General features: G+C 63.3%; 20 protein-coding genes. 4 read left to right on the forward strand and 16 right to left on the reverse strand.

Annotated features, from left to right (window positions below):
• Positions 1–155 precede the first annotated feature (155 nt).
• Positions 156–1,271, forward strand: a complete 1,116-nt coding sequence (locus tag AC0QUY_RS22035; protein WP_475388339.1) for a serine hydrolase domain-containing protein — start codon at positions 156–158, stop codon at positions 1,269–1,271.
• Positions 1,272–1,473: 202 nt separating this feature from the next.
• Here AC0QUY_RS22035 and AC0QUY_RS22040 read toward each other — a convergent pair whose 3' ends face one another.
• From AC0QUY_RS22040 to AC0QUY_RS22075, 8 genes are all read right to left on the reverse strand, one after another.
• Positions 1,474–2,568, reverse strand: coding sequence for a sensor histidine kinase (locus AC0QUY_RS22040; protein ID WP_475388340.1), 1,095 nt, complete (start codon positions 2,566–2,568; stop codon positions 1,474–1,476).
• A complete protein-coding gene (locus AC0QUY_RS22045) occupies positions 2,565–3,005 on the reverse strand; it encodes a response regulator (RefSeq protein ID WP_161854379.1) in 441 nt (146 codons plus the stop codon). The genes AC0QUY_RS22040 and AC0QUY_RS22045 overlap by 4 nt, the downstream gene beginning before the upstream one ends.
• Positions 3,002–4,531: a sensor histidine kinase gene (locus AC0QUY_RS22050; RefSeq protein WP_475388341.1), complete on the reverse strand. Its 1,530-nt coding sequence runs from the start codon at positions 4,529–4,531 to the stop codon at positions 3,002–3,004. Before AC0QUY_RS22050 ends, AC0QUY_RS22045 begins: the two co-directional genes overlap by 4 nt.
• Before the next feature lie 112 nt (positions 4,532–4,643).
• Entirely contained in the window at positions 4,644–6,005 is a 1,362-nt protein-coding gene (accC, locus tag AC0QUY_RS22055; protein WP_161854381.1) for an acetyl-CoA carboxylase biotin carboxylase subunit, read from the reverse strand.
• A gap of 24 nt (positions 6,006–6,029) precedes the next feature.
• The gene (accB, locus tag AC0QUY_RS22060; RefSeq protein WP_161854382.1) at positions 6,030–6,527 is read right to left on the reverse strand and encodes an acetyl-CoA carboxylase biotin carboxyl carrier protein; all 498 of its coding nucleotides are present in this window, start codon (positions 6,525–6,527) and stop codon (positions 6,030–6,032) included.
• A gap of 90 nt (positions 6,528–6,617) precedes the next feature.
• On the reverse strand, positions 6,618–7,088 hold the full coding sequence (gene aroQ, locus AC0QUY_RS22065; RefSeq protein ID WP_475388342.1) for a type II 3-dehydroquinate dehydratase: 471 nt from the start codon (positions 7,086–7,088) through the stop codon (positions 6,618–6,620).
• Positions 7,089–7,353: 265 nt separating this feature from the next.
• A complete protein-coding gene (locus tag AC0QUY_RS22070; protein WP_246738207.1) occupies positions 7,354–7,968 on the reverse strand; it encodes a hypothetical protein in 615 nt (204 codons plus the stop codon).
• Between the two features lie 10 nt (positions 7,969–7,978).
• On the reverse strand, positions 7,979–9,295 hold the full coding sequence (locus AC0QUY_RS22075) for a YadA-like family protein (protein WP_475388344.1): 1,317 nt from the start codon (positions 9,293–9,295) through the stop codon (positions 7,979–7,981).
• Between the two features lie 243 nt (positions 9,296–9,538).
• Between AC0QUY_RS22075 and AC0QUY_RS22080 the strand changes: the two genes are divergently transcribed.
• The gene (locus AC0QUY_RS22080; protein ID WP_475388345.1) at positions 9,539–10,651 is read left to right on the forward strand and encodes a helix-turn-helix transcriptional regulator; all 1,113 of its coding nucleotides are present in this window, start codon (positions 9,539–9,541) and stop codon (positions 10,649–10,651) included.
• 104 nt (positions 10,652–10,755) lie between these two features.
• Here AC0QUY_RS22080 and AC0QUY_RS22085 read toward each other — a convergent pair whose 3' ends face one another.
• The 4 genes from AC0QUY_RS22085 to AC0QUY_RS22100 form a co-directional block, all read right to left on the reverse strand.
• Positions 10,756–11,544: a DUF1236 domain-containing protein gene (locus AC0QUY_RS22085; protein WP_475388346.1), complete on the reverse strand. Its 789-nt coding sequence runs from the start codon at positions 11,542–11,544 to the stop codon at positions 10,756–10,758.
• A 152-nt stretch (positions 11,545–11,696) separates the two neighbouring features.
• The gene (locus AC0QUY_RS22090) at positions 11,697–12,038 is read right to left on the reverse strand and encodes a hypothetical protein (RefSeq protein ID WP_475388347.1); all 342 of its coding nucleotides are present in this window, start codon (positions 12,036–12,038) and stop codon (positions 11,697–11,699) included.
• 268 nt (positions 12,039–12,306) lie between these two features.
• On the reverse strand, positions 12,307–13,074 hold the full coding sequence (locus tag AC0QUY_RS22095) for a DsbA family protein (RefSeq protein ID WP_161854388.1): 768 nt from the start codon (positions 13,072–13,074) through the stop codon (positions 12,307–12,309).
• A gap of 129 nt (positions 13,075–13,203) precedes the next feature.
• Entirely contained in the window at positions 13,204–14,607 is a 1,404-nt protein-coding gene (locus AC0QUY_RS22100) for a M48 family metalloprotease (RefSeq protein ID WP_475388348.1), read from the reverse strand.
• A gap of 250 nt (positions 14,608–14,857) precedes the next feature.
• On the opposite strand from AC0QUY_RS22100, the gene AC0QUY_RS22105 reads away from it, so the two are divergent.
• Together AC0QUY_RS22105 and AC0QUY_RS22110 are read left to right on the forward strand one after the other, a co-directional pair.
• Positions 14,858–16,045 (forward strand): pyridoxal phosphate-dependent aminotransferase, encoded by a 1,188-nt coding sequence (locus AC0QUY_RS22105; protein ID WP_475388349.1) that lies wholly within the window; start codon positions 14,858–14,860, stop codon positions 16,043–16,045.
• 53 nt (positions 16,046–16,098) lie between these two features.
• Positions 16,099–16,716 (forward strand): biotin transporter BioY, encoded by a 618-nt coding sequence (locus AC0QUY_RS22110; protein WP_475388350.1) that lies wholly within the window; start codon positions 16,099–16,101, stop codon positions 16,714–16,716.
• A gap of 64 nt (positions 16,717–16,780) precedes the next feature.
• Here AC0QUY_RS22110 and AC0QUY_RS22115 read toward each other — a convergent pair whose 3' ends face one another.
• The 4 genes from AC0QUY_RS22115 to AC0QUY_RS22130 all read right to left on the reverse strand — a co-directional run bounded on the left by AC0QUY_RS22115 (position 16,781) and on the right by AC0QUY_RS22130 (position 23,222).
• On the reverse strand, positions 16,781–17,674 hold the full coding sequence (locus AC0QUY_RS22115) for a ferritin-like domain-containing protein (protein ID WP_475388352.1): 894 nt from the start codon (positions 17,672–17,674) through the stop codon (positions 16,781–16,783).
• Positions 17,675–18,147: 473 nt separating this feature from the next.
• The gene (locus AC0QUY_RS22120; protein WP_161854391.1) at positions 18,148–18,360 is read right to left on the reverse strand and encodes a hypothetical protein; all 213 of its coding nucleotides are present in this window, start codon (positions 18,358–18,360) and stop codon (positions 18,148–18,150) included.
• 76 nt (positions 18,361–18,436) lie between these two features.
• Positions 18,437–19,816 carry a hypothetical protein gene (locus tag AC0QUY_RS22125; RefSeq protein WP_475388353.1) on the reverse strand — a complete coding sequence of 460 codons (1,380 nt, stop codon included), beginning with the start codon at positions 19,814–19,816 and terminating at the stop codon, positions 18,437–18,439.
• Between the two features lie 298 nt (positions 19,817–20,114).
• Positions 20,115–23,222: an Rne/Rng family ribonuclease gene (locus AC0QUY_RS22130; RefSeq protein WP_475388354.1), complete on the reverse strand. Its 3,108-nt coding sequence runs from the start codon at positions 23,220–23,222 to the stop codon at positions 20,115–20,117.
• Between the last annotated feature and the right edge of the window lie 711 nt (positions 23,223–23,933).

Below are 23,933 nucleotides of genomic sequence, written 5' to 3' on the forward strand. Positions count from 1 at the left end.
TCACGGCTCCCTACGGACAGCGCGCGAAGCTTGGCAAGCCGGTCATCGATCGCACCAACAAGGCGGTCCACGTCGCGCTCCCTAGCGGCGTGACCCGGACGGCAAAATATCTCGGGAGCCAGGGTTGCGTCACCTTCCCGATCGGCGAGAGCGCCGTGAATTTCAAGCCGGTCGCCGTCAAGAGCCGATTGCCCGATCCCGCGACCCAAATGTGGCCCATGGGCGACATGCTGCCGCAAGAGCCGTTGCCGACAGAGATCGATGCCGAGAAACTCAAAGCTGCCGTGAATGCCGCGTTTCAGCCGGCCGAAGGACTGACCGCGGCGTTCGTTGTGACATGGAAAGGCCGCCTCATTGCCGAGCACTACGCCGAAGGTGCTACGGCGCAGACGCCGCTCGAAAGCTGGTCCATGGGCAAAAGCGTTACGGCAGCGCTCTTTGGCATTCTGGTCAAAGACGGCGTCTATGATCTAGACCAGCCGGCACCGATCCCTGAATGGCAAACCCCCGGCGACCCGCGCGCCAAAATACGCATTGCAGATCTCCTTCGCATGTCGAGCGGGCTTCGGATCAGGGCGCCCCAAGACCCGGATTATGACTTGAGCGGGCCTTACCCTGATCACGTCTATCTTTATACCGGCGGCATCGATTCCTTTCACTATGCGGCGACACGGCCATTGCAATGGCCTCCCAACACGGTCGGACGCTATCGCAACACCGATCCGGTCCTGATCAACTATCTGATCCGGCTCGGTGTCGAAAAACGCGGCGACGAATATCTCTCATTTCCTCAGCGGGCGCTCTTCGACAAGCTCGGCATCCGTACCATGGTGGTCGAAACTGATCCGTTCGGAAATTTTCTAGGGCAAGGTTATGGGGTAGGCTCTGGGCGCGATTGGGCGCGGCTTGGCAATCTCTTTCTTCAGGGAGGCGTTTGGAACGGTGAGCGCATTCTCCCAGAGGGCTACACCACATTCGTCAGCACGCCTGCGCCCGCATGGGCCGCGGACAATCGGCCGATCTATGGAGCTTTTTTCTGGCTCAACGGCGACAGACAATATCCGGTCCCGCGCGATGCCTATTACATGGCGGGCGCTGGCGGGCAGACCGCGCTGATCATGCCCTCGCACGACCTCGTCGTCGTGCGTCTCGGCCACTATCGGGGAGCATCTTACGCCACTTCAGGCTTCAGCAAGGCGCTCGCGCTGCTGATCGAGGCGGTGCCAAAGAGCATAAAAGGCCCGTCCCAAGAATCTGAGCGAAGTAAGTAAGACTACCGAAAATCGTGGGACGCGAGTTCCGTGATTGGTGCGGACTCTTTCACACCTTCGGCTGAGGTGGCGAGGTTCTGTTCCGCAGCCGGAACGTATTGCTACAGCCCAAGCCGCGCAGCCACTCCTCAATCTCCATGTCTCACCTACACCGTGTAGACGCCGGAGGGCTCCTTCGAACCAACAGTGTATCAGGTCCAGCTTAACCCGCCGCGGCGTTGGTCGGTTTCGCGGCCGGCGTTGCCGGGACTCGCCGGAAGCGCAGCACGATCCGTGTGCCGTGATGGTTGGGATCGCGCTCGGCGCTGGCGTCCAGCTTGGCGGCCATCGCGCTGACGATGCGTTGTCCCATCCCGGTGGAGCGCGGGTCCGCCTTGGCGTTGAGACCGACGCCGTCGTCCGCAATCGAGACCACGAGATCTTCGCCGTCGGGCTTGAGCTCGACATGAATGGGACCGGCGCCGTCGGGATAGGCGTATTTGACGGCGTTCATCACCAATTCGTTGACAATGATGCCGATCGCCACGGCGCGGTCCGGGTCGATCTCGATCGGTTCGGCCTTGAGCGTCAGCCGTGACATCCTGTTGCCCTCGGCCGAACGGCGGAGGTCTTCCAGCAGGGCTTCGAGATACTGATTCAAGAGCACGCTCTTGAGGTCATGCGAAGTGTAGAGGCGGCGGTGCACCTGGGCGACCGCGGCGACGCGGCCCATCGCATTGGTCAGCGCCGCCTTGACATCGTCCTGGGTGGCCGAATTGGCCTGCAGGTGCAACAGCGAGGCGATGATCTGCAGGGAGTTGCCGACGCGGTGGTTGACTTCGCGCAGCAGCACTTCGCGCTCGGCGGCGAGCGCCGCATAACGGTCGCGCGAGGCGTGAACCTCGGCTTCGGCCTCGTCGCGGGCCCGCTGCAGTTCCGCCTGCCGCAGCGCGCCATTGACGGCAACCTGAAGCAGCGGAATGAAATCACCCTGCGTATCCTTGACGAGATAGTCGGCGGCGCCGGCCTTGAGCGCCGTGACGGCGATCGCCGAATCCTGTGCGGCCGTGACGAACACCACGGGTGGGGCGTCCGCGATCGCCATGATCCGTTCCAGCGTTTCGAGGCCGTCGAGACCCGGCATGTACTGGTCGAGCGCGATCACATCGATGCCGCCCTGCGCCAGCCGCGCGAGTCCTTCTTCTCCGCCTGCAGCGTGGATGACCTTGAAGCCGGCCCGCGTCAGGCCGCGGTCGACCAGCCGGGCGAGGCCGGCATCGTCGTCGATGTACAGCAATGTCGGCGTCGCAGGTTTCATATGGCTGCCGGAGGGACCTGAATGACGGAAAAGAACAGACCGAGCTGGCGAATGGCGTTGGCGAAGCTTTCGTAGTTCACGGGCTTGGTAATGTAGACGTTGCAACCGAGGTCGTAACAGCGCTTGATCTCATGAGAATCGTCGGTGGTGGTCAACACCACGACCGGCGTGGTCTTGAGATACTTGTTTTCCTTGACCCGCTTCAGAATGTCGATGCCCGTCGTGTCGGGCAAATTGAGATCGAGCAGGATCAGGAGCGCGCTGCCTTTGTGGTTCAGGCCCGTCCCGTCCGAGCCGAACAGATAGTTCAGCGCGGCTGTACCGCTGGTGAACGGAATTATCTCATTGTTGACACCGGATCGGCGTATATTCCGCTCGATCAGGCGGGCATGGCCCTCATCGTCCTCGATCATGATGATGGTGACTGGATTACTCATGGCCGTGTGTTCCGCTTGGCAGACCAATTAATAGGCAGCGTTATCGTGAACGTGCTGCCCTGGTTGAGTTCCGAGGCGACCGACATGGTTCCTCCCAGCCGGCGCACCAAGGCGCGTACGTGGGCAAGCCCGATGCCTTGTCCCGGCTTATCCTGGGTTCCGGCGCGGCGGAACAGATCGAAAATGCGCTGATGGTCCTTGGGGTCGATGCCGCGCCCATTGTCCGATATCTCGAAAATCGCAAAGCCGAGCTTGGTGCGACCTCGCACCGAGATTTCGCCGGGGACCCCGGTCTTGAGGTATTTGAGTGCATTGTCGATCAGATTGGAGAATATCTGCTCCAGTGCAAGGCGGTCGCTGACGATATTCGGCAGCGCGTCGATGCGGATCTCGGCCTGGGCTTCCGCGGCCTGATGCGCCACCGTCGTCACAATGGCTTCGATTAGCTCCCTGGTATCGATCCAGACCGGCTCGAATTCGCGTCGTCCCTCGCGGGTGAGGTTGAGGATCGCCGATATCAGCCGGTCCATCTTGCCGATCGACGATTTGATGAAGCTGAGCGCCTCGGAGAAATCTTCCGAGAGCTGCTTGTCGGAACCCTCGAGCACGGGTTCGGCGGTATCGGTGGCGTTTTCCGGCGCGGGTGGAGCTTCAGATTGCGCGCGGGAAAGCGCTGCGATCCGTTTGAATATGTCGCCGCGCAATTCCTCCAGCTCGCTGGTGAAGCCCATGATGTTCACCAGCGGCGAGCGCAGGTCGTGGCTGACGATGTAGGCGAAGCGTTGAATCTCGTCATTGGCCTCGCGCAGGTCCGCGGTGCGCTCGTCGATCGTGGCTTCGAGGTTGAGATGGCTGTCGCGTAGCCTGGCGTCGGCCTGGTCGCGCGCGTGCGACGAGCGCCGCACCAGGAAGATCGCAATACCGGCCAGCACGACGACGAGACCCGAGCCGATGCCCGTGATCGAAGCCGCCAGCGTCTGGCTGTGGTCGGCGTTGGTCGTGCGCTCCACAAACAGACGATCTTCTTCGGTCCGCATCCGCACCGCGAGATCCTCGATATGTTTCATGGTGTCGCGGCCGATGCCCTCGCGCACGATTTTGGCAGCATCGCTCATGCGCTGCGAGCGGGCCAGTTCCATGGTCGTACGGAATTCCTCAACCCGCTGGTCGTAGAGTGGCATCATCTCGTTGATGAGCCGCCTTTGGACCGGATTGTCGCTGATGAGCTGGCTCAGCCGCGTCAGCGCAGGGGCCAGTGCGGTCATCGCCTGCTCGAAATCGGCCTGAAAATCCGGTCGCAGGGTCGCCAGATAGCCGCGCTGGGCGCTTTCGGCACGCCGCAACTGCAGTTGAACGAGCGATATCTGGTTTTCGACCTCGAGGGTGTGCAAGACCCTGCGTGCATCCTCGCGAGCCATGTTCACGAGATGAACCGAGCCCGCGCTGATGACGGTCAAGACCAAAAGCCCCGCCGCAAGCAGCAGGATGTGGCCCACGGCGCGCTTGCGCTGGGCATCAGCGGTCACGTTGATCTCGCGTCATGAGCAAACGGAACAAGTACCCCTGGCCAACCCTTACACATGCCAACGTGCATGGAACCCATCGGTTCCATGCACCGTCGAATATGGGGAGCGTCGCTCAGGAGGCTTTGCCGTCCACCGGCTTGCCGGCGAGGTATTGCTCAAGCCAGTGAATGTGGTAGTCGCCGTTGATGATATCGGCTTCCCGGACCAGGGACCGGAACAGCGGCAGGGTGGTCTCGATGCCGTCGACCACCATCTCGTCGAGCGCCCGGCGCAGCCGCATCAGGCATTCGGCGCGGGTCTTGCCGTGCACGATCAGCTTGCCGACCAGCGAATCGTAATAGGGCGGAATGACGTAGCCCTGATAAACGGCGGAATCGATCCGCACGCCGAGCCCGCCGGGCGGGTGGAATTGCGTGATCTTGCCGGGCGAGGGGCGGAAGGTCTGCGGGTTTTCCGCATTGACGCGGCATTCGATGGCATGGCCGATGATGGCGATCTCTTCCTGCTTGGCGGGCAGGTCGCCGCCGGCGGCGATGCGGATCTGCTCCAGCACCAGGTCGATGTCGGTAATGCTCTCGGTCACGGGATGTTCGACCTGGATGCGGGTGTTCATCTCGATGAAATAGAACTCGCCGTCCTCGTAGAGGAATTCGATGGTGCCGACGCCGAGATATTTCATGTCCCGCATCGCCTTGGCGCAGGTCTCGCCGATCTTGGCGCGGGCGGCGGCGGCGAGAACCGGCGAGGGGCCTTCTTCCCAGACCTTCTGGTGACGGCGCTGCAGCGAGCAGTCGCGCTCGCCGAGATGGATCGCGCCGCCGCGGCCGTCGCCGAGAATCTGGATCTCGATATGGCGCGGCTTCTGCAGGTATTTTTCCAGATAGACGGAAGCGTCACCGAACGCCGACTTGGCCTCGTTGGATGCGGTCGAGAGCGCCAGCATCAGGTCGTCAGCGGTGTGCGCCACCTTCATGCCGCGCCCGCCGCCGCCGGCCGCCGCCTTGACCAGCACGGGGAAGCCGATCGCCTTGCCGATTGCCAGGGCGTCGTCATCGGACGAGACCGCGCCGTCGGAGCCGGGCACCACTGGAATGCCGAGCCGCTTGGCGGTCTTCTTGGCCTCGATCTTGTCGCCCATCAGGCGGATGTGTTCGGCCTTCGGGCCGATGAAATGCAGATTGTGATCGGCGAGAATTTCAGCGAAGCGGGCGTTCTCGGACAGGAATCCGTACCCGGGATGCACGGCGTCCGCTCCGGTGATCTCGCAGGCCGCGAGCAGCGCCGGGACGTTGAGATAGGAGTCCTTGGAGGGGGGCGGCCCGATGCAGACGCTCTCGTCGGCGAGCCGCACATGCATGGCATCGGCGTCGGCGGTGGAATGCACGGCAACGGTGGAGATGCCGAGCTCCTTGCACGCGCGCAGCACGCGCAGGGCGATCTCGCCGCGATTGGCTATCAGAATCTTATCGAACATCGCAGCGCCTGACGTTGACGAATCTTATTCAATGATCACGAGCGGCTCGCCGAATTCGACCGGCTGGCCGTCTTCGACGAGAATTTGCGTCACCGTGCCTGCGCGCGGCGATGGGATCTGGTTCATCGTCTTCATCGCTTCGATGATCAGAAGAGTCTGGCCGGCCGATACCTTGGTGCCGACATCGATGAACGGCTTGGCGCCGGGCTCAGGCGCCCAATAGGCGGTGCCGACCATCGGCGAGGGGACTACGCCCGGATGCTTGGCCAGATCGGCGCCCGCGGTCGGTGCGGCGGAGACGCCTGCTGCCGCGGCCGCCATGGGTTGGAAGTTTGCCGGCATCGCGGCTGACACGGTGACGTTGCGCGCGACGCGCAGCCGCAGGCCGGCGCGCTCGATTTCGATCTCGGTCAGGCTGGTCTCATCCAGCAATAGCGCGAGTTCGCGAATGAGCGCACTGTCGTCGCTCTGCAGATTGGCGGCTGATGTATCCGCTGACTTGTTGTCGGGCTGGCGGGCCATGCTCTTTGATCCGGAATCTCGATGTGGGTGACGGCTTAAGCGTCAGGCTTGGTGTCTTTCGATCTCAGTTGTGAGGTCAGTTTTTGAGAGTCAGGTGTTCGCCTTGGCGCCGATTCTGGCGGCCAGGCCATTGATTGCGAGTCGGTAGCCGTCGATGCCGAAGCCGCAGAGCGAGGCGAAGGCGGCCATGGCCGTGAAGGAGTGGTGACGGAAGCTCTCGCGGGCGTGGATGTTGCTGATGTGCACTTCGACCGTCGGGATCTTCACCGCGACCAGCGCGTCGTGCAGCGCGATCGAGGTGTGCGAATAGCCGCCGGCGTTGATGATGATGCCGGCTGCCTTCTTGGCATGCGCGTCGTGGATAAACTCGATCAGCTCACCCTCGCGGTTGGATTGGCGGCAATCGGCCTTCAGGCCGAACTGTGCTGCCGTTTCCACGCACAGTTTTTCGACATCGGCGAGCGTCGCATGGCCGTAGGTTTCGGGCTCGCGAATCCCCAGCATGTTGAGGTTCGGGCCGTTGAGCACATAGATCGTCGCGGCAGCGGTTCCTTGGGCCATCCGGATTCCAGCAAAAAGGGTCGGGCAGGTCGCGGCGTTATAGGTAACATCGCGGCCAAGGGGAAGCCTTTAGGCCGCTCCGTCCCCTTTCAAGGGCCTCATCCTGTTCATAAAAAGGCGCATGGAACCTGCTGAATTCGTTCATTAACCAATGCCGAACGAATCGATCGGGTGGCCGCCGGCCCACCATCATCCACCGCCGGTTGCCCTGATGACCGGTTCTCATGCAGAAATTGCCGGAAATCCAGGGTGACTGGCTTGCGGGCTACTTCGGTTGCTGGCTTTCGGCCGGCTTGTTGTCCGGTGCCGCGGGCTTCGTCCCAGGCGCCGACTTCGCAGCCACTGCCGGCTTGGCTCCGTTCGGAGTAGCGGGCAGTTTTTTCGCCGCCGATGGTTCGGGCGCGACGGGCGCCGACGATCCAACACCGACCGAGATGCCAAACAACCGCCACTGGCCGTTCACCGGCGCGAACAACAGATCGAAATTGACCTGTGTCGGTACCGATGGAAAGAAGCCGGCCATGCGCATCATGCCGTTTGCCTCGATCTGCGGCAGTAGATTTAACTGCGGTTCGATTACCGCAACGCCGGAGAGATCGAGATTGTCGTTCCGCAGTTTGACGAAGATGTCGCCGAGCCGCGCAGCCGTATTGCTCTGGAATCCAGGCGCGCCGATATCCCGTAGCACCGTGTAGTTGCCAGTCTTGTTGGCGTGGTCCAGGGCCAGCAGCGCCGATCGGATCAGGATCAGGACCCCGTTGCGATCGATCTGTGCGGGCTTTGGTGCCTGCGTGGGCGATTCCGCGGCAGCAGCGGAGATCATCGCCAGCAGACCAACCGCGGACAGCAGAATTCGCCAGCTTCGCCGCTTGCCGGTCATCACGCTGCCGTCACCATGCGACGGTTACTCCGGCACGTCCGCCGACGCCGCCTTGCACAAAGCCTGCGGCGACGCCGCCGTTGAGGACAACGTATTCGTTCAACCGCATCTGCGCGCCGAGGCTCATGGCGTTCTGCCCGCGGAAGGTGCCCCAATTCGTCGAGATCGCGAACTTCTTGTCCGATGGCAGCGCAGAGCCGCCCATGGCGATGGCGATCGCCGTTCCCTCGAAGGCCTGCCGCATCTGCGTCTGCAACGTCGCGACGTTGCCTTGGAGCACGGACACGTTGGTTTGGAGACCGGAAATATCCTGTGCGCTGAAAGGAGCGGCGGCGAGATTGCCATTGGCATCGGTGGTGACAATCGAAGTCGGGCCGGATTGCGCCGCGAGACTTGCCGCCGACGTGATGCCCGACATGCGGTAGGTATTCGATGCGGTGCCGATCGATATCTGATTGGCCGCGGTCGCGGTCGCGCCGTTGCCGATGGCCGTCGAATTGGCGAATGTGGCCGCGGCGTTCGGGCCTATGGCGGTTGCGTTAGTTCCGGTCGCGGCCGAATTGTTGCCGACCGCGACCGCACCGGTCGCGGTCGCCTGTGCGCTGGCACCGACAGCGGTTGCGCCGGTGGCACTCGCGATGCTGGCTTGGCCGATGGCGGTGGTGGCGTCCCCGGTGGCATTGCTGCTCTGGCCAAAGGCGCTCGCGGTGGCGCCGTCAGCGATGCTGTTTTGGCCTGTCGCGGTGGCACTAGCGCCGTATGCGCGGCTGTTCTGCCCGTACGCGGTCGCGCCGGCGCCGCTCGCATTCGCGAGAGCACCCGTCGCGGTCGCGAGCCCGCCATTCGCGAAGCTCTGCCGGCCCGTTGCGGTCGCGAACGCGCCGGCCGCTGTGCTGGCTTGGCCAGTCGCGGTGGCGCTAGCGCCGATCGCAAAGCTGCCCCTGCCGGTCGCGGTCGCGTTGTCGCCGCTCGCGTAGCTGCCCGCGCCAGTCGCGGTCGCACCGTCGCCGTTCGCTTCGCTGGCGTAACCGGTCGCGGTCGCGTTTTCGCCGTTCGCCCAGGCTGCAGCGCCGTAGGCAGTAGCGCTGGCGCCATCCGCGATCGTCGCTTGGCCGACTGCCGTGGCGAAGCCGGTTGTCCCTGAGGCGTTACACGATCCGGTGAAACCTGCGCCGCTGGAGTAGCAAACAGCGAAGGCGGGCGAGATTCCCGCTACCGTCGTGCCGGCCGCCGCGGCAAGGCAGCGCAGGGTGCTGCCCGACACCACGCCGCTCACGAGAAGCCGCGCGGGCGTCCGGATGCACGTTGGTTTCAATCTGTTCGTCATCGACCACCCCTGCCGTAAGGCCGCTGCTTCGAGAGTCAGGCGCGCCCTCTGAAGGGATTGATCCTTGAAACCGCTGGAGGCCGCATTGCCCAAACGGTAGTGATCTGACGTTATTGCCCCTGCGTGTTGCAGGATCGTCACACCGCCTCTGGATGCGACAAAAACAAGCAGCAGACCCCATTTCGCTCCGGTGCAGTTCCCGCAAATATGCGACCTGCAGTATTCCGGAAGCAGGACGGCGGCGTGGATTCGGCAGGGCTCGCACTCACCGAGATGTTCTACCAGGCAGCGCTGGAGCCGGGCATCTGGCCGGCGGCCCTCGATGGCTTGAACCGGCGGCTGGATGCCGAGCACAGCTTTCTTGTCATAGACCATGACTCGGGTGTCGAGGCGCCACTGATCGCAATGGCCGGAATCGACGAGGCCGATGTCGCACGCTTGCTGTCGCCGGACGCTGCTCGCATGTTGATACCGTTCATGGACCGGGTATCTCCCGCACAAGCGCCGGGCACCGCTTTGACCGGTGACCAGCTGATGGCCGACCCTGAGTTCGAGCAAACCGAATTCTATAACGAAATCCTTCGGCCTATGAACAGATACTACGGCCTGACGGTATGGGGCGGTTCGCAGAACCCATGGCTTCAGGTCGCCACCTGCCGCACCCGGACAGGGGGCCCCTTTCTGCAGCCCGAGGCGCGCGCACTGGAGCAACTGTTTCCCCATCTGACGCGCGCCCAACAGTTGTACCGGAGGCTGCGCATCGGGGATGACCGGGCGGCGGGACTGACGGCCGTGATTGAACGGCTCGCCGATGCCGCGATCGTACTTGACGCGTCGGGCCGTCTGCTCATTGTCAACACGCGTGCACGCCAGATCCTCAATCAACGAGACGGGCTCGCTCAAGCTGCAGGCGCATTGCAGGCCGCGACCGCGGCCACGACCGACCGGCTCCAGAATGCCATCGCACAGGCTGCCACGTCCGCAGAAGATCACGGACGGCGCCTGAGTGTGCCGCGCCCCAGCCGCCGATTGCCGCTGCTGCTCGATGTCATGCCGATCTGGCGGCTCGGCATTCCTGAGCCCGGGATGCGCGCACCGCGTGTCGTCATCTTCATCAAGGAGCCGGACGCGCCGCTGCAGATCGACGAAAGGGCGCTGATCGAGACCTTCGGGCTCACGCCGCGCGAATGTGAGATCGTTTGCCTGCTGGCGGGCGGGCTGAGTGTGACGTCGATCGCCGCCCGTCTGGAAATTCAGGCCGGGACTGTGCGACAGAATCTGAAAAGCGCTTTCGGCAAGACCGGCATGCATAATCAGGCCGCATTGGTGGCGCTGGTCCGCAACTTCGGACGTTAATCCAGGCTTGAGGGCAGTGTGTGCGGCCGCTTCAGAATTGGCTGCGCCGAGAGAGAAAAAGGGCGGGCATTTCTGCCCGCCCTGATCTCTTGCGAAAACCTGTTTTAGGCTTCCAGAACCGCCACGATCTCGAAGGTGTTCGGATCCACGATCACGATCTGCTCCTTGACGAGGATGAACTTATACCTGCGCCATTCCGGATAGATCGTCACCACTCGCTCCGGCAACGCGTGGAAGTGCACGTCGCGCGGCACGCGGGTGCCGACCGAAATCGAGAAGTTCACGTTCGTTACCGGCTGAACGCGCTGCTCCTTGATCACGCTGGTGATCTGGGTGCGCTGCTCGGTCGAGAGCTTCGCGCCGGCGCCGGCCTGACCTGTCGTGGTCTGGCCCGCGGCTCCACCCTCCGTCTGGGTCTGCGTCTGGGTGCGATCCTGCTGGCGGTCCTGCTGGCCAGCCTTCTGGTCACCCTTCTGCATGCTCTTGTCGCGGTCCTGGGTCGTGGTCTGGTCACGCTGGGTGCTCTGATCACGCTGCGTGCCTGGGCCGGCGCCCTGACCGGTCGTCTGGCCCTTTTCGGCCTTGCCGCCGCGGTCCTCCTTGCCCTCGGCCTTCATGTCCTTGCCACCCTTCATCTGGTCGTCGGCGCGCTGGTTCTTTTCAGGGCCCTTCGACTTCGGCTCGGACTGCGCACCCTTCATGTCGGACGCGCCGCCGGGATCGCGCTGCATGCTGCCTGACGAGGCGCCGCCGCGCTCAGAAGAAGGCGCGCTCTGCTGCGCCGTGGAACCGGCCCCGGTGTCGCGCCCCGTGCCGGTACCTTGCGCATTCGCAAAGCCGGTTCCGGCGATCAGAGCCGCTGTCGCGACCGTAATCAGAAAGCGATTACTCATCGAAAGTCTCCTCAAGTGTCTGCATTGCCCGCACCGACAACGAAGGGAATTGACTGATGTTCCTGATGGTTGGCGGTTCCGCCGGCAATAGTTTTGTGAATGCGAGATGAACGCCGGCGTTCTGATGCGTCGATCGAAAGCGCCGTCGCTCTTCAGCCGCAGGCCCAGTCGAATTCCATCGTCGCGAGATCGAACTGACCGTTGCCGCCACCAAAATTGAAGCCGCCGAAATGCTCTTCGATCTCGAGATAGGTCGCGCTGAATTTCGGCGTCCACTGACACGGAAACATGGTGCCACCGAGATGATTGCGGCCGGACAGTCGTGCCAGATCGAACAGTTCGGCAGCCTCGGTATAGGGCGCGATGTACGCGGCGAGTTCGTCTTTGTGCAGCAAATGGTCGCGCGGCGGCTTGCCGACATTTGGATCGCCTTCGCGCACCGAGATTCCGATGGCATAAGCGCCGTGGCCGATTTCCGGAACGCCGCCGAACAACCGGTACCAATGCTTCTGCGCGATCTCTTCAATGCTGTCATAGGTGCCGATATTGAGATCGAACGCTGCACGCGCCGAACCCTTCTCCAGCCATGGAGGTGGCGCGTTGCCCTGCAGGAGCGGATTGTCGACGAGGCGGGGTCTCGTGTGTCGAACGTTCCTTAGTGACCCCTTGCATGGTCACGGTTCGATCGGAGGGCTTTGCCCGCAAAAGAAAATCCGGCTGCGACGCAGCCGGATTTGCTTGCTTCAATGATTTCGGCTGACCTCAGCAGGTCGCCTTGCCGCAACGGGCATTGTTGATCTTTTCGCGCAGGGCTTCAACGCCGACAGCGCCGATCACGACCTGCTTGCCGATTACATAGCTCGGTGTGCCGTTCATGCCCATTGCCTCGGCGAGCTTGAAATTTTCCTCGAGCGTGTTGCGGACTTCGGCGCTCGACAGGTCCTTCTCCAGCTTTGCCATGTCGAGGCCGACTTCCTTGGCAACGGCCATCGCGCGCGCCTTGTCGGCGGCGCCGCGGCCGGTCAGCAGCTTCTGATGGTAGTCGAGATATTTCTTGCCGGTCGGATCCTGCATGCGCACGGCGACGCCGACCTGCGCGGCCTCGACCGAACCGGCACTCAAGACCGGAAATTCCTTGAGCACGACCTTCAGCTTCGGGTCGGCCTTCATCAGCTCCATCATGTCCAGCATCGCGCGCTTGCAGTAGCCGCAATTGTAATCGAAAAACTCGACGAAGGTGACGTCGCCGTCCTTGTTGCCGAGCGTGACGTTGCGCGGTGAATTGAAGATCGCCTCGGCATTGTTGGCGACGCCGGCTTCGTGCTTGGCGGCTTCCGCCGCGGCCTGACGCTTGCTCAACTCAGCCATCGCTTCTTCGAGCACCTCGGGATGCGCGATCAGGTAATTGCGGATGACGGCCTCGATGTCGCGGCGCTGGGTGTCGGTGAAGCTCTGCGCGGAAGCCGCCAACGGCGTGCCGCAGAGCGCCACAGCGAACAATGCGGGAATGAGAAAACGGAACGAGGGCATCGGTAAGTCCTTATGCGGCGGGGTCCCGGGCAATTCTGCTGAAGGCCGGCTCCTGGAGGATATCTCGGTTCGTGGCGACCAGGTCCTTGGGTTGAACCGGGTCGGATTATAGCCGAATGCGTTTGATTTCTAGTTGCTCTTCTGGCCCGGCAGCGGCTTGGCGCTCACAATGTCGTCAGCCTTGACCCAGCCTGGCGTGCCGATTGCGAAGCGCGTTTTTGCGCGTGACGCAAGATCGCGCGCGGTCTTGCTGTCGCCGCGAAGGTAGGCGGCTTGGGCCGAGGCGAGGTCGGCCTGTGCGTAGTCGCCCTTTCTTCCATAGGCCATGGCGAGCTGGGTGTAGCCGATCAGCGCCTCGGGCTCGCGCGCCGTCGCCGCGCGCAGGATCGAGATGGCCTCGTCGGTGTAGGCGTTGTTGCCGGTTGCCACCAGGGCCTGCCCCAGCATCATCTCGATCAGCGGCGAATTGTTGGAGAGCTGCACGGCCTTGCGCAGCGGCGCGATCGCCTCCTGCGGCTTGCCGCCCTCCAGCAGCGCTTGTCCGCGCACCTCATAAAAATAGGGATTGTTGGGCTGCTGCTGAAGCAAGGCGTCGATCTGGGCAAGTGCGCTGCGCAGGTCGCCGTGGCGGTAGGTCGCGATCGCGTGCGCATAGCGCGCCGGCAGGCTGTTGTTGGACATCGGATAGCGCCGGTACACGGTCTCCTGCCGCTCCATGAACGCCGAGATCTTGGCGCGCACCATGTCGTGACGGAGCTGCAGTGCAGGGTCGTCCTTCTTTTCCCAATAAGGGCTCGATCGTGCCAATTCTTCCAGCGCGGCGACGCGCTGGGCCGGCATCGGATGCGACTGAACGTAGGGGTCGGCGCCGCGCGCGGCGAACAGGCTTTCCTCGGTGAAGCGTTTGAAGGTCTCGTACATGCCCCTCGAGGACTGGCCGGTGGCGTTCAGAAACTTCACGCCGGCCTTGTCGGCGTTTTCCTCCTGCTGGCGCACGTAAGAGAGCAGGTTGCGGCGGATGATTTCTCCGGGAGCCGAGAACATCGCTGCGCCGGCGTTGGCCAGGCCACTATTGCCGCCGCCTCCTTGCGCGCCCGCGACCATCGCGCCGGCGCCGAGCAGCATGGCAATGATCATCTGCGTCTGCGCCTGCGCCATCTGCTCGCGCATCTTGGCGAGATGACCGCCGGCAAGGTGGCCGGTTTCATGCGCCATCACGCCGATGATCTGGTTCGGCGTCTCCGACTGCAGGATCGCCCCGTAGTTCACGAAGATGCGCCGGCCGTCGGCAACAAAGGCGTTGAAGACGCCCTGGTTGATGATGACCATCTGGATGTTCTGCTTTTCCAGACCGGCGGCGCGCAGGATCGGCCTTGTATATTCGCGCAGCAATTGTTCCGTCTCGGCGTCGCGGAGCACAGGCGGACCCCTGTTCTCCTGCGCCGTCGCGGCCATCGGCGCAGCGACAAGCGCGACGGCTGTGGCCAGCGCAGTCAACTTCAGTGATTTCTTGCGTAAGGCGATGCGGAGCATGAGCGGTCTTTGGCGATTGGCTTTCATTCCGGATTTGGCCGGAAGCCGGTTCGGTCTCCGATTAGATCAGAAACAGGTCCCAGTTTGTTGTTTCAACGCGTTTCTTCATCCGAGCCGAGGTATCACTGCATGAACCCGGTATCACTGCGCTTGAAAACGCTATAACAAGCCATTGAATACGGCCAGTCTGGGGCGGTAACCGGTTCGGGAACCTCGATTCGGGCAGCGCCCGCGCAAATAACAGAAATCGATGCTGGAATCGACACTTAGAGACCGCGCGACAGCGCTATTGACTCCCTCGGCACGGAGCGACGTTCCGCCCTTCATGGTGATGGACGTGATGGCGGCCGCCGCCCGCATCGAAGCGGCCGGCGGCCATGTCATTCACATGGAAGTCGGACAGCCGGCGGCGCCCGCGCCCAAGGTCGCGATCGCGGCCGCCCATGCCGCACTCGACGAGGCGCGGATCGACTACACTTCCGCGCTTGGCATGCCCTCACTGCGGGCGCGAATCGCCCGGCACTACCGCGATACTTATGGCTGTACGGCCGAGCCTGACCGTATCGTGGTCACGACCGGCTCGTCGGGCGGCTTCATCCTGGCGTTTCTGTCGATGTTCGAGCCCGGCGACCGCGTGGCGGTCACTGTGCCGGGGTATCCGCCATATCGGCACATCCTGACCGCGCTCGGCTGCGAGCCGGTGCTGATCGAGACATCGAGCGCGACGCGCCATGCGCTGACTGGCGAAGCGTTGCTGGCGGCGCATCGCAAAACGCCGCTGAAGGGCGTGCTGGTCGGCAGCCCCGCCAATCCGACGGGAACCATGATGTCGCGCGAAGCACTCACCGGCCTGATCAGTGCGGCGGAAGGGGCAGGGATCCGCTTCATTTCCGACGAGATTTATCACGGGCTCGACTATGCGTTCCCGGCCGTGACGGCGGCCGAGCTGTCGCCGCATGCGCTCGTGATCAATTCGTTCTCGAAATATTTCTGCATGACCGGCTGGCGGGTCGGCTGGATGGTGGTGCCGGAGCCGTTGGTGCGCCCGATCGAGCGGCTGCAGCAGAACTTGTCGATCTCGGTGCCGACGCTGTCGCAGATCGCTGCCGAAGCGGCCTTCGAAGGCCGCGAAGAGATGGAGGCGATCAAGCGGGGCTACGAGGAGAACCGCCGCATCCTGATCGAGGGATTGCCGAAGGCCGGCCTCACCAAGTTCCTGCCTGCGGACGGTGCGTTCTATCTCTACGCTGATGTCTCGGATTTCACCTCCGACAGTTTCGAGTTTGCCGGCCGGATGCTGGAGAAGGCGCATGTGGCGGCGACGCCAGGCGTCGATTTCGATCCGATTCACGGCCGCAGCTTCATCCGCTTTTCCTATGCGCGCTCGGCCGACGAGATGCGCGAGGCGGTAGCACGCATCGCGCGCTGGCTTCGTTAGCGCGCAGCAATCTGTCATACACATTCTCATCTGCAATCAATCGGGGAGCCATCATGTCCGCCAGAACCATGCCTGAAACCGTCATCCCGTCGCATTTCCCGCTCGTCGCGCTGCTGTGGCCGCATCGTGCGGACGGTTCATCGGGCCTGTTGCGCGGCGTGATCCTGATTGCGCTGGGAACGGCGCTGCTGACCTTGTCGGCCAAGGTCAATCTGCCGTTGCCCTATGTGCCGATGACGCTGCAAACGCTGGTCGTGCTGATGATCGGCGCGGCCTATGGCTGGCGGCTTGGCAGCGCTACGCTCATGGCCTATCTCGCCGAAGGGGCGATCGGACTGCCGGTATTCGCAGGCCCTGTCGGCGGCCTCGCGCCGCTCGTCGGTCCGACGGCCGGATATCTCTTCGGTTTCGTGGCGGCGGCCTTTGTCACGGGATGGCTCGCCGAGCGCGGCTGGGATCGATCGGTGTTCTGGCTGTTTGCTGCGATGGCGCTCGGACACATTCTCATTCTCGCCGCCGGATTTGGCTGGCTGGCATTCGGCATGAAGCTCGGCGTGGAAAAGGCGTGGCTGGTCGGCATTGCGCCGTTCATCGCGGCGTCGCTGATCAAGAACGCGCTCGGTGCCGCGCTAGTGCCGGCGATCCGCCGGATTTTCGACCGTCGCGATTAAGCGAGCGCATCGAATCGGCCGCCTTGCGGCCGATTCGAGCCCGAGCAGCAGGAGACTGCTGCAGTCAGGTGCTCCTGAGTTCTCCGTTCATTCCGTTCGGATAGAAGCCACCCTTGCTGATCCCGGCCTTGTCGGTCAGGTAGACGATATGCAGGACTTGTTGCGGCGTACGGGTGAAGGCAATCGCGTCGGCGTTTGAAGGCACGAAATTGGCTTTGCCGTCGACCCTGATTCCCTCGTCTTCCTTTTCGGGGGTCCCGTCAATTTTATCCCGCGCATCCGAGATGGCGTTGGCGGCGTCCCATGCCTTTTCGCCCATCATGTAGAGCTGGGAACGGGCCATTCCCATGTGATAAGCCTCAACCGCAAGAATCCCGGCGGCCGCTTGCACGAACTCCTTTTTCTTGAGCAGCGGGGCCGCACCGGCATATGCGGTTACGCCGACGTCCTCGAACAGCATGCCGCCGAGCAAGACCGACATGTCGTCGGCAAACGGATCGAAATCGGCAGGCAATCCGGCAGCCTGGGCGGCTGCCTTGAAGCCCGCGTCGAAATCGATCGCGGGTCGCGAAATGGCGCGTCTGCCAAGCGTCTTGCGGTAGAAGCGAACGTGGGCGAGTTCGTTTTCCGCGGTTTCCTCGATGAACTCGCGGATCGCCTTCTCCTTGAATTGGGCCTCGTGTCCACCCACGACCCGACCTGCGTCCATGCCGGCATCGGCCTCACTGATACCTTTGCCGGTCGTGGCGCGCAGATAGAACTCGGCTTCCATGTATTCGAGATTCAGCGCGAAGGTGAAGATGTCCTCGTCGTCGATTGCGGCCCCCTTCGGGCCGATTCCAACGCCGGTCGTCTCGCGCTTCTGCTGAGCATAGGCGTGCGGAATGAGTAATCCCGCGAGGCCAGCGACCGATAGGCCGGCGATCGATTGCCGGCGCGAAATAGGCAACGAACCCATGGCGAACCTCCTCTGTTCTGATTGAGGGGCCGCGCCGCTCTTCACCGCAAGAAGGACGCTATGGGCGCGACCTCGGCACCAGTGCGCTGGTGCTTGAAGCGCACAACGTGAGAGCACGTGACCCGTTCCTAGCAGCGCCTCAAACCAAGCCGCACGATTTCATGACGCTTCGACGAAGTCGTCATTTGAATGTTTTGGCTTTCGCCAATCATCACGGTGCAGTGTGCGTGGACGCAGGCATGACCGCGTGCACGCCGACGTGAACATAAAGCGGAAGCGTGCCATGCGCGCGACCATGATCATCCGGAGCACCCCGGCCTACGGAAGAATTGTTTGAATGACTTGCCGCGTCGTCGAGAAAATCGAGCCAATTACAAGCAGAAGACTTGCGCCGATCCCGGCAAGGAATGTCACAGTTCTTCCCGTATCGCCAGCTAACGGCGATAGATCAGTGCGAGAGCGGACATCTCGGCCTATCCGCCCCACGAGCTGCGGTCGGCTGCCGCTTTTTTCTTTGTCTTTTTCTTCTTTTGTGCCGAAAATTCACTGATGGGGCTCTTTCCGCTCAAATCCGATCCTGCGACCTGTGGTCCGCTCTGTCCAGCGAGCGGCCTCTCGGTGGCGAATGCGGGTACCGCAAGGCCGACACAGCCGGCGGCAGCAAGGATCAATGTCAGCTTTCTCATCTGCTCCTCCATTTGCAGTTGATACTCGCCCCGGTATCGAACGCGCGAGCGTTACCCGCGTTCCCGCCCTGCGGGTTCAGCGCAAATACTCGGTGCCGAGATGACATGTAGAGCACCGTCTCAATGGGGATCGAGTGGGATGCGAATGCGAAGCAGGTGCACATTGCGGCGGCTTGTCAAATACGGTGCGCGAGAATGATTGGCCCGGCAGCCACGTGCGATAGTCAAGCACCGCGAAGAGGCGTTTTCCCTCGTCACCCCGTAATGAAGTCACCATGAACGTGGTGGGTTTCCCGGAGAGAGCGTACCAGGCCCAGGCGACGCGCGGACTTGCGAGCGGACACACGAGAATCCGGGCCGTTCCGTAAGGCGACAGAGCGGTCGTGCCGTTGATCGTTGCCGCGCACTCGCACGGAGCGCGCACGGCCCAATCCGGACGGATAGCGCCGGGCAGCACCGGCCGGCAGACCAGAGGCCGGTCACGATAATGCGTGACTGTGTAACCTTTCGGGCTCAGAAGAAGTGAGTCTTGAGACGTGATCCCGTCTTCCGGTCCCCCGAATGTGCGGGTGCGTTGTGCCGGCACGGTCCAGTCATACAGCACTTCGGCTGGGTAGGGGCTTTCATCGGAATCGAACGGGGTCATCAGGCCTGTGATTGCGAGCCTCTCGGGCCACTCGGGAAAAGCGACCGCAGGACAATCCGCCTGGAGTTCGGGCATGACCCGGTTGATCTCGCTCTCCGCAACTTGGGGCGATCGCGACATGTTACCGATCATGGCATGCAGCGCTCGCACCGGATTTCCAGTCATTGTCGGCTTGGACCGTCTGCAGATAGCAGCGATCTCGGCAAGGCCGGTCTCCTCCACTGTGTTGAATCGAACCTGATAGCTGAGCGCATACCCGCTGAATGGTGGAAGGTGATCGCTCGCAAATGGAAAGACGAGTCGAAACGGCGATTGATCCGACGTCTTGAACCAGAGCCAATAGCTTGCAGGCTCTGGCGTGATCGCAGTTTTCCACCACTCGACCGGCGTCTCGCCGATTGGCGCCGAGCCGGCGCATTGTGACTGCGGCGCGAGCCAGTCCGTCGGAAGCGGCCGCCAGCCGGTATCGCCTAATGTCCTGCACACCTTGATCGCGGAGCCTTCCGACTTGAGGAGGTACGTCCGGTTGCCGGCAATGAACAGGTCCAGCGACCCGCGTCTGACTCCATGAAGCTTTACGCGCATCGCGGAAAGCGCGACGTCAGAGACGATTTCGGCCAGCATAAGCTGCGCCTTGGTGAAGGGCGCCATGAGATAGGTGCCCTGCCATTTCTCTGGCAGGCGCGGATGCGATGTTGAACTGCAAGGGCCGAGTTGAGGCAGGTCGAGCAGCGCGCGCGGTTCTTGCGCCGCAGCAGAGCATAGCGGGAGAACGGCGATCGCTATCGTCATCGATGCGCGCAGCGGCATGGCGATCTCGCGAAGATCGGCCCCGCAACTAGCTAACGTATGCCGCGAGGTTTTTGCTCCAAGCTGGAACGAACACGGCCAAGATGAGAGCTGTTGTATTCGGACCGGCGCGCGATTGTCTCCGCTTTTGTTCCATCGAGCCGAACCGTGTCGGAAAAATTTATCTTTGCGGACCAGGACACCGACTGCCTGTTGGCGGCCCGCAGCGACACACGACGGGTTAGGGCTTGCCGGAATAGATACCGCCAACAAAAAACCGCCCGGTGTTCGCCGGGCGGTTTCTTTGGGTTCGATTTTCTTACTCGCCGCTACCGAAGCGCCGCGACCACCAGCCGGCCTTGCGTGGGGCGGCTTCGCCCGATGCGGCTGGCGCCGGTTCGGCCGCAGCAGGCTCGGCGGGCGCGATCGGCTCTGGCGCGGACTGGCTGACGGAAGGCGCCGGTTCGACCGGCGCGCTGGTCATGAAGCTGACTTTCTCGCGGACGGTCGAGCGCCGCCGCGCCGCGGCCCGTTCGGCCTCTTGTCCGGTTTCTTCAGCGGCCGGGGCGGGCGCGCTCGCAACCGGCTCCGGCTGGGCACCAGCCGCGGGCGGGGTCTCCGCTGATGCCGTGGCCGGTTCGGGCTGAATATCGGCCTGCGCCAGCGATGGCGCGGGTTCGGACGAGCCGCCGTCGAAATCGGCGGCTGCTTCGGCCGCTTCTGGCGGCGAGGTCGGACCGAGTTCGTCTGCGATCGATCCGGCAAGGCCGTCTTCCAGCCCACCACCACGCCGGCGACGGCCACCGCGGCGGCCGCGGCGGCGCGGACGCCGCGCGCCACCAGCGGGCTGATCGCCGCGGGCCATGCCCGGCTGTTCGTCGCCTTCATCCTCATCGGCCTCGCCGTCCTCGGCGATCGCGCCTTCGACGGCCTCGCTTGCGACGCGCGTCGCGTCACCGTCCTCGCGCGGGGCGCCACCTTCACGCGGCTCGCCAAGGCCGCGCCGGCGGCGGCGGCGCCTGCGGCGTTGGCCGTCTCCGTCGCCTTCGCCCGTCGCCGCTTCGGCGGCATCGTCGGTCAGCCCTTCGGTCTCCTCGGTCTCAACCTCGGATTCGGTTTCGATGTCGTAGGCATCATCGTCGTCATAGGCTTCCTCGAGCTGCGGAGGGAAGGCCGCGGCCTGCGCCGCCAATAGCGCCTTGGCGGCTTCCAGCGTGTGCACCTGCTCGCCGCGGTCGATGACATAGGACTGCTGGCCGCTCACGGTGGCGTCGGCGACGACGGCCAGGGTCACCTTGAAGGCGTTTTCGAGGTCGCGCAGATGGCCGCGCTTGTGGTTCAGCACATAGAGCGCGACGTCGGTGCGGGTGCGCACCACCAGATTATGGGTGGCGCCCTTCATCAAGATCTCTTCGATGCCGCGCAGCAATTGCAGCGCCACCGAGGAGACCGAGCGCACATGACCGCTGCCGCCGCATTGCGGGCAGGGCTCGGTCGAGCTCTCCAGCACGCTGGCGCGGATGCGCTGGCGCGACATTTCCAGAAGGCCGAAATGCGAGATGCGTCCGACCTGGATGCGCGCGCGATCCTGCCGCAGGCAGTCGGAGAGCTTTCGCTCGACCGCGCGGTTGTTGCGCTTCTCGTCCATGTCGATGAAGTCGATGACGATCAGGCCGGCGAGGTCGCGCAGTCGCAATTGCCGGGCGACTTCCTCCGCCGCCTCCAGATTGGTCTTGAGCGCGGTGTCCTCGATGTGATGTTCGCGGGTCGAGCGGCCGGAGTTGACGTCGATCGAGACCAGCGCCTCGGTCTGGTTGATGACGATGTAGCCGCCGGAACGGAGCTGCACGGTCGGCGAGAACATCGCGTCTAGCTGGCTCTCGACGCCCATCCGCGAGAACAGCGGCTGGCCGTCGCGATACTGCTTCACCGCCCGCACGTTCGAGGGCATCAGCATCTTCATGAAGTCGCGGGCTTCCTGATAGCCGGATTCACCGGCGACCTGGATCTCTTCGATTTCCTTGTTATAGAGGTCGCGCAGCGAGCGCTTGATCAGCGAGCCTTCTTCGTAGACGAGGGTGGGGGCCTGCGACCTCAGCGTCATGTCGCGCACGGTTTCCCACATGCGGATCAGGTACTCGAAGTCGCGCTTGATCTCGGGCTTGGTCCGCGAGGCGCCGGCGGTGCGCAGGATGATCCCCATGCCCTCGGGCACGTCGAGGTCCTGCACCACTTCCTTCAGCCGCGAACGGTCCTGGGCGGAGGTGATCTTACGGCTGATGCCGCCGCCGCGGGCGGTGTTGGGCATCAGGACGGCGTAACGGCCGGCCAGCGACAGATAGGTCGTGAGCGCCGCGCCCTTGTTGCCGCGCTCTTCCTTGACGACCTGAACCAGCATCACCTGACGGCGCTTGATGACTTCCTGGATCTTGTACTGGCGGCGCGGCCGGAACGGACGTTCCGGGACTTCCTCCAGCACGTCGTCGCCGCCGACGGATTCGACGACTTCCTCTTCGACGTCCTCGCCATCCTCTTCATCGTCGTGGCCGTCGTCGCCTTCGGGAACGCGGGCGAACTCGTCCGGAGCGGCAGCGGCGTAGCCTTCACCGGCATGCTCGACATGCGGCGGCTCGTCGGCATGGGCAGCGTTGTCGACCGCCTGTTCCTGGTCATGATGCTCATCATGCGCAGGTTCAGCCGCGACTTGGGCAGGCTCAGCCGTGACTTCCGTGGCTGCCGCTTCGACCGGCGCCGCGGCGGGTGCGCCCGACTCCGATTCCGCAACCGGCGTTTCGCTTACGGCATCCGCCTGTTCCTGCGGCGCCGTCGTATCGTCATCATGGTGGGCGTGCGGCTGATCGTGATCGTGACCATGCGTTTCGTGTTCGTGTGCGTCATGGTCATGATGGGCCGCATCCTCATGATGTTCGGCATCGTGCGGCTGCGCTTCGGCATATACGCCGTCGTGCTCATGCTCGCCGCCTTCATAGGGCTGGGCCGCCTGCGAGGGATCCTGGCCGGCGTTCTCGATGACATCGCTCTGGACGCGGTCGCCATGGCCGCGGCGGCGCGCATTGCGGTGGCGCGAGCGGCGGCGGTGGCTGGAGCGGTTCTCGCTCTCTTCCTCGGCTTCGCGATGGGCGCGTTCGTCGGCCTCGATCAGCGCCTGACGGTCGGCGACCGGGATCTGATAGTAGTCCGGATGGATTTCGCTGAAGGCCAGGAAGCCATGGCGGTTACCGCCATATTCGATGAACGCCGCTTGCAGCGACGGCTCTACGCGCGTGACCTTGGCGAGATAGATATTGCCGCGCAGTTGCTTGCGCTGGGCGGTCTCGAAATCAAATTCTTCGACGCGGTTGCCGCGAACCACAACAACCCGGGTCTCTTCCGGGTGGGTAGCGTCGATCAACATCTTGTTGGGCATTTTTGGACTCTTGACGGGGGCGGGCGCGGTGCATGGCGCGCGCAAATTGCGCGGCCCGGTGACGCGACGGTCCACCTGATTCGGGGGTGAGGGGAAGGCCAAAACGCACTTCTTGGCGCCGCGCCGAACGGGGGCCCACCAGGACGATGCGACGTGCGAAGCTTTCGCTTCGCGTCGGCGCGATCGTTCCGTGGATCTTGGTCGGCAACACAGTCTGGCGCATCAAGCGTCGGCCCGTCTGAACATGTTGGCGGAAAGGGATACCGCCGTATCTATCGCTGAAAGCCCGGTTCGGCGCCTAAACGCCCGCCGGCCATCGCATATCGGACCGTTTGGGGTCCGGATAATCAGTTTTGCCGTGTCTCAAACCGTCCCTGGAAAAAGACCTGGGACCGGACGCCGCTCGGGCTCGAAACCGCCGCTCCGTGTCAGCCGCGCGCGGCGCTGGCTGTGGAGGGATCGGGAAAGACGCAGGAGACCTTCGGTTCCGAAAGTTCCGGCGCTGCACCGGGAGGCTGAACGCGACACAACCGGGAGTATTAGCCGTCAGCCCCTCGTACATACGTGGATTGGGGGCTCCGTGCAAGGGAACCTTCCGGCGAGCGTCGCAACGCGGCAACACTTGCCCCTTTTCGCTGGCCGGCTATTAAGGTCCGATTAACCCTGCGGGCCTAATGCGGTAATGGAAGGCTCCTCCGGAGGCATCGAATC

This window comes from Bradyrhizobium sp. WYCCWR15520, assembly GCF_056174665.1.

Excerpts from the sequence above, each read along its gene's own strand:
- accC (WP_161854381.1), bottom strand. The coding sequence starts at position 6,005 with ATGTTCGATAAGATTCTGATAGCCAATCGCGGCGAGATCGCCCTGCGC.
- AC0QUY_RS22095 (WP_161854388.1), bottom strand. The coding sequence starts at position 13,074 with ATGCCCTCGTTCCGTTTTCTCATTCCCGCATTGTTCGCTGTGGCGCTC.
- AC0QUY_RS22045 (WP_161854379.1), bottom strand. The coding sequence starts at position 3,005 with ATGAGTAATCCAGTCACCATCATCATGATCGAGGACGATGAGGGCCAT.
- AC0QUY_RS22110 (WP_475388350.1), top strand. The coding sequence starts at position 16,099 with ATGTCCGCCAGAACCATGCCTGAAACCGTCATCCCGTCGCATTTCCCG.
- AC0QUY_RS22085 (WP_475388346.1), bottom strand. The coding sequence starts at position 11,544 with ATGAGTAATCGCTTTCTGATTACGGTCGCGACAGCGGCTCTGATCGCC.
- AC0QUY_RS22130 (WP_475388354.1), bottom strand. The coding sequence starts at position 23,222 with ATGCCCAACAAGATGTTGATCGACGCTACCCACCCGGAAGAGACCCGG.
- AC0QUY_RS22075 (WP_475388344.1), bottom strand. The coding sequence starts at position 9,295 with ATGACGAACAGATTGAAACCAACGTGCATCCGGACGCCCGCGCGGCTT.
- aroQ (WP_475388342.1), bottom strand. The coding sequence starts at position 7,088 with ATGGCCCAAGGAACCGCTGCCGCGACGATCTATGTGCTCAACGGCCCG.
- AC0QUY_RS22105 (WP_475388349.1), top strand. The coding sequence starts at position 14,858 with ATGCTGGAATCGACACTTAGAGACCGCGCGACAGCGCTATTGACTCCC.
- AC0QUY_RS22125 (WP_475388353.1), bottom strand. The coding sequence starts at position 19,816 with ATGCCGCTGCGCGCATCGATGACGATAGCGATCGCCGTTCTCCCGCTA.
- AC0QUY_RS22040 (WP_475388340.1), bottom strand. The coding sequence starts at position 2,568 with ATGAAACCTGCGACGCCGACATTGCTGTACATCGACGACGATGCCGGC.
- AC0QUY_RS22115 (WP_475388352.1), bottom strand. The coding sequence starts at position 17,674 with ATGGGTTCGTTGCCTATTTCGCGCCGGCAATCGATCGCCGGCCTATCG.
- AC0QUY_RS22070 (WP_246738207.1), bottom strand. The coding sequence starts at position 7,968 with ATGACCGGCAAGCGGCGAAGCTGGCGAATTCTGCTGTCCGCGGTTGGT.
- accB (WP_161854382.1), bottom strand. The coding sequence starts at position 6,527 with ATGGCCCGCCAGCCCGACAACAAGTCAGCGGATACATCAGCCGCCAAT.
- AC0QUY_RS22120 (WP_161854391.1), bottom strand. The coding sequence starts at position 18,360 with ATGAGAAAGCTGACATTGATCCTTGCTGCCGCCGGCTGTGTCGGCCTT.
- AC0QUY_RS22100 (WP_475388348.1), bottom strand. The coding sequence starts at position 14,607 with ATGCTCCGCATCGCCTTACGCAAGAAATCACTGAAGTTGACTGCGCTG.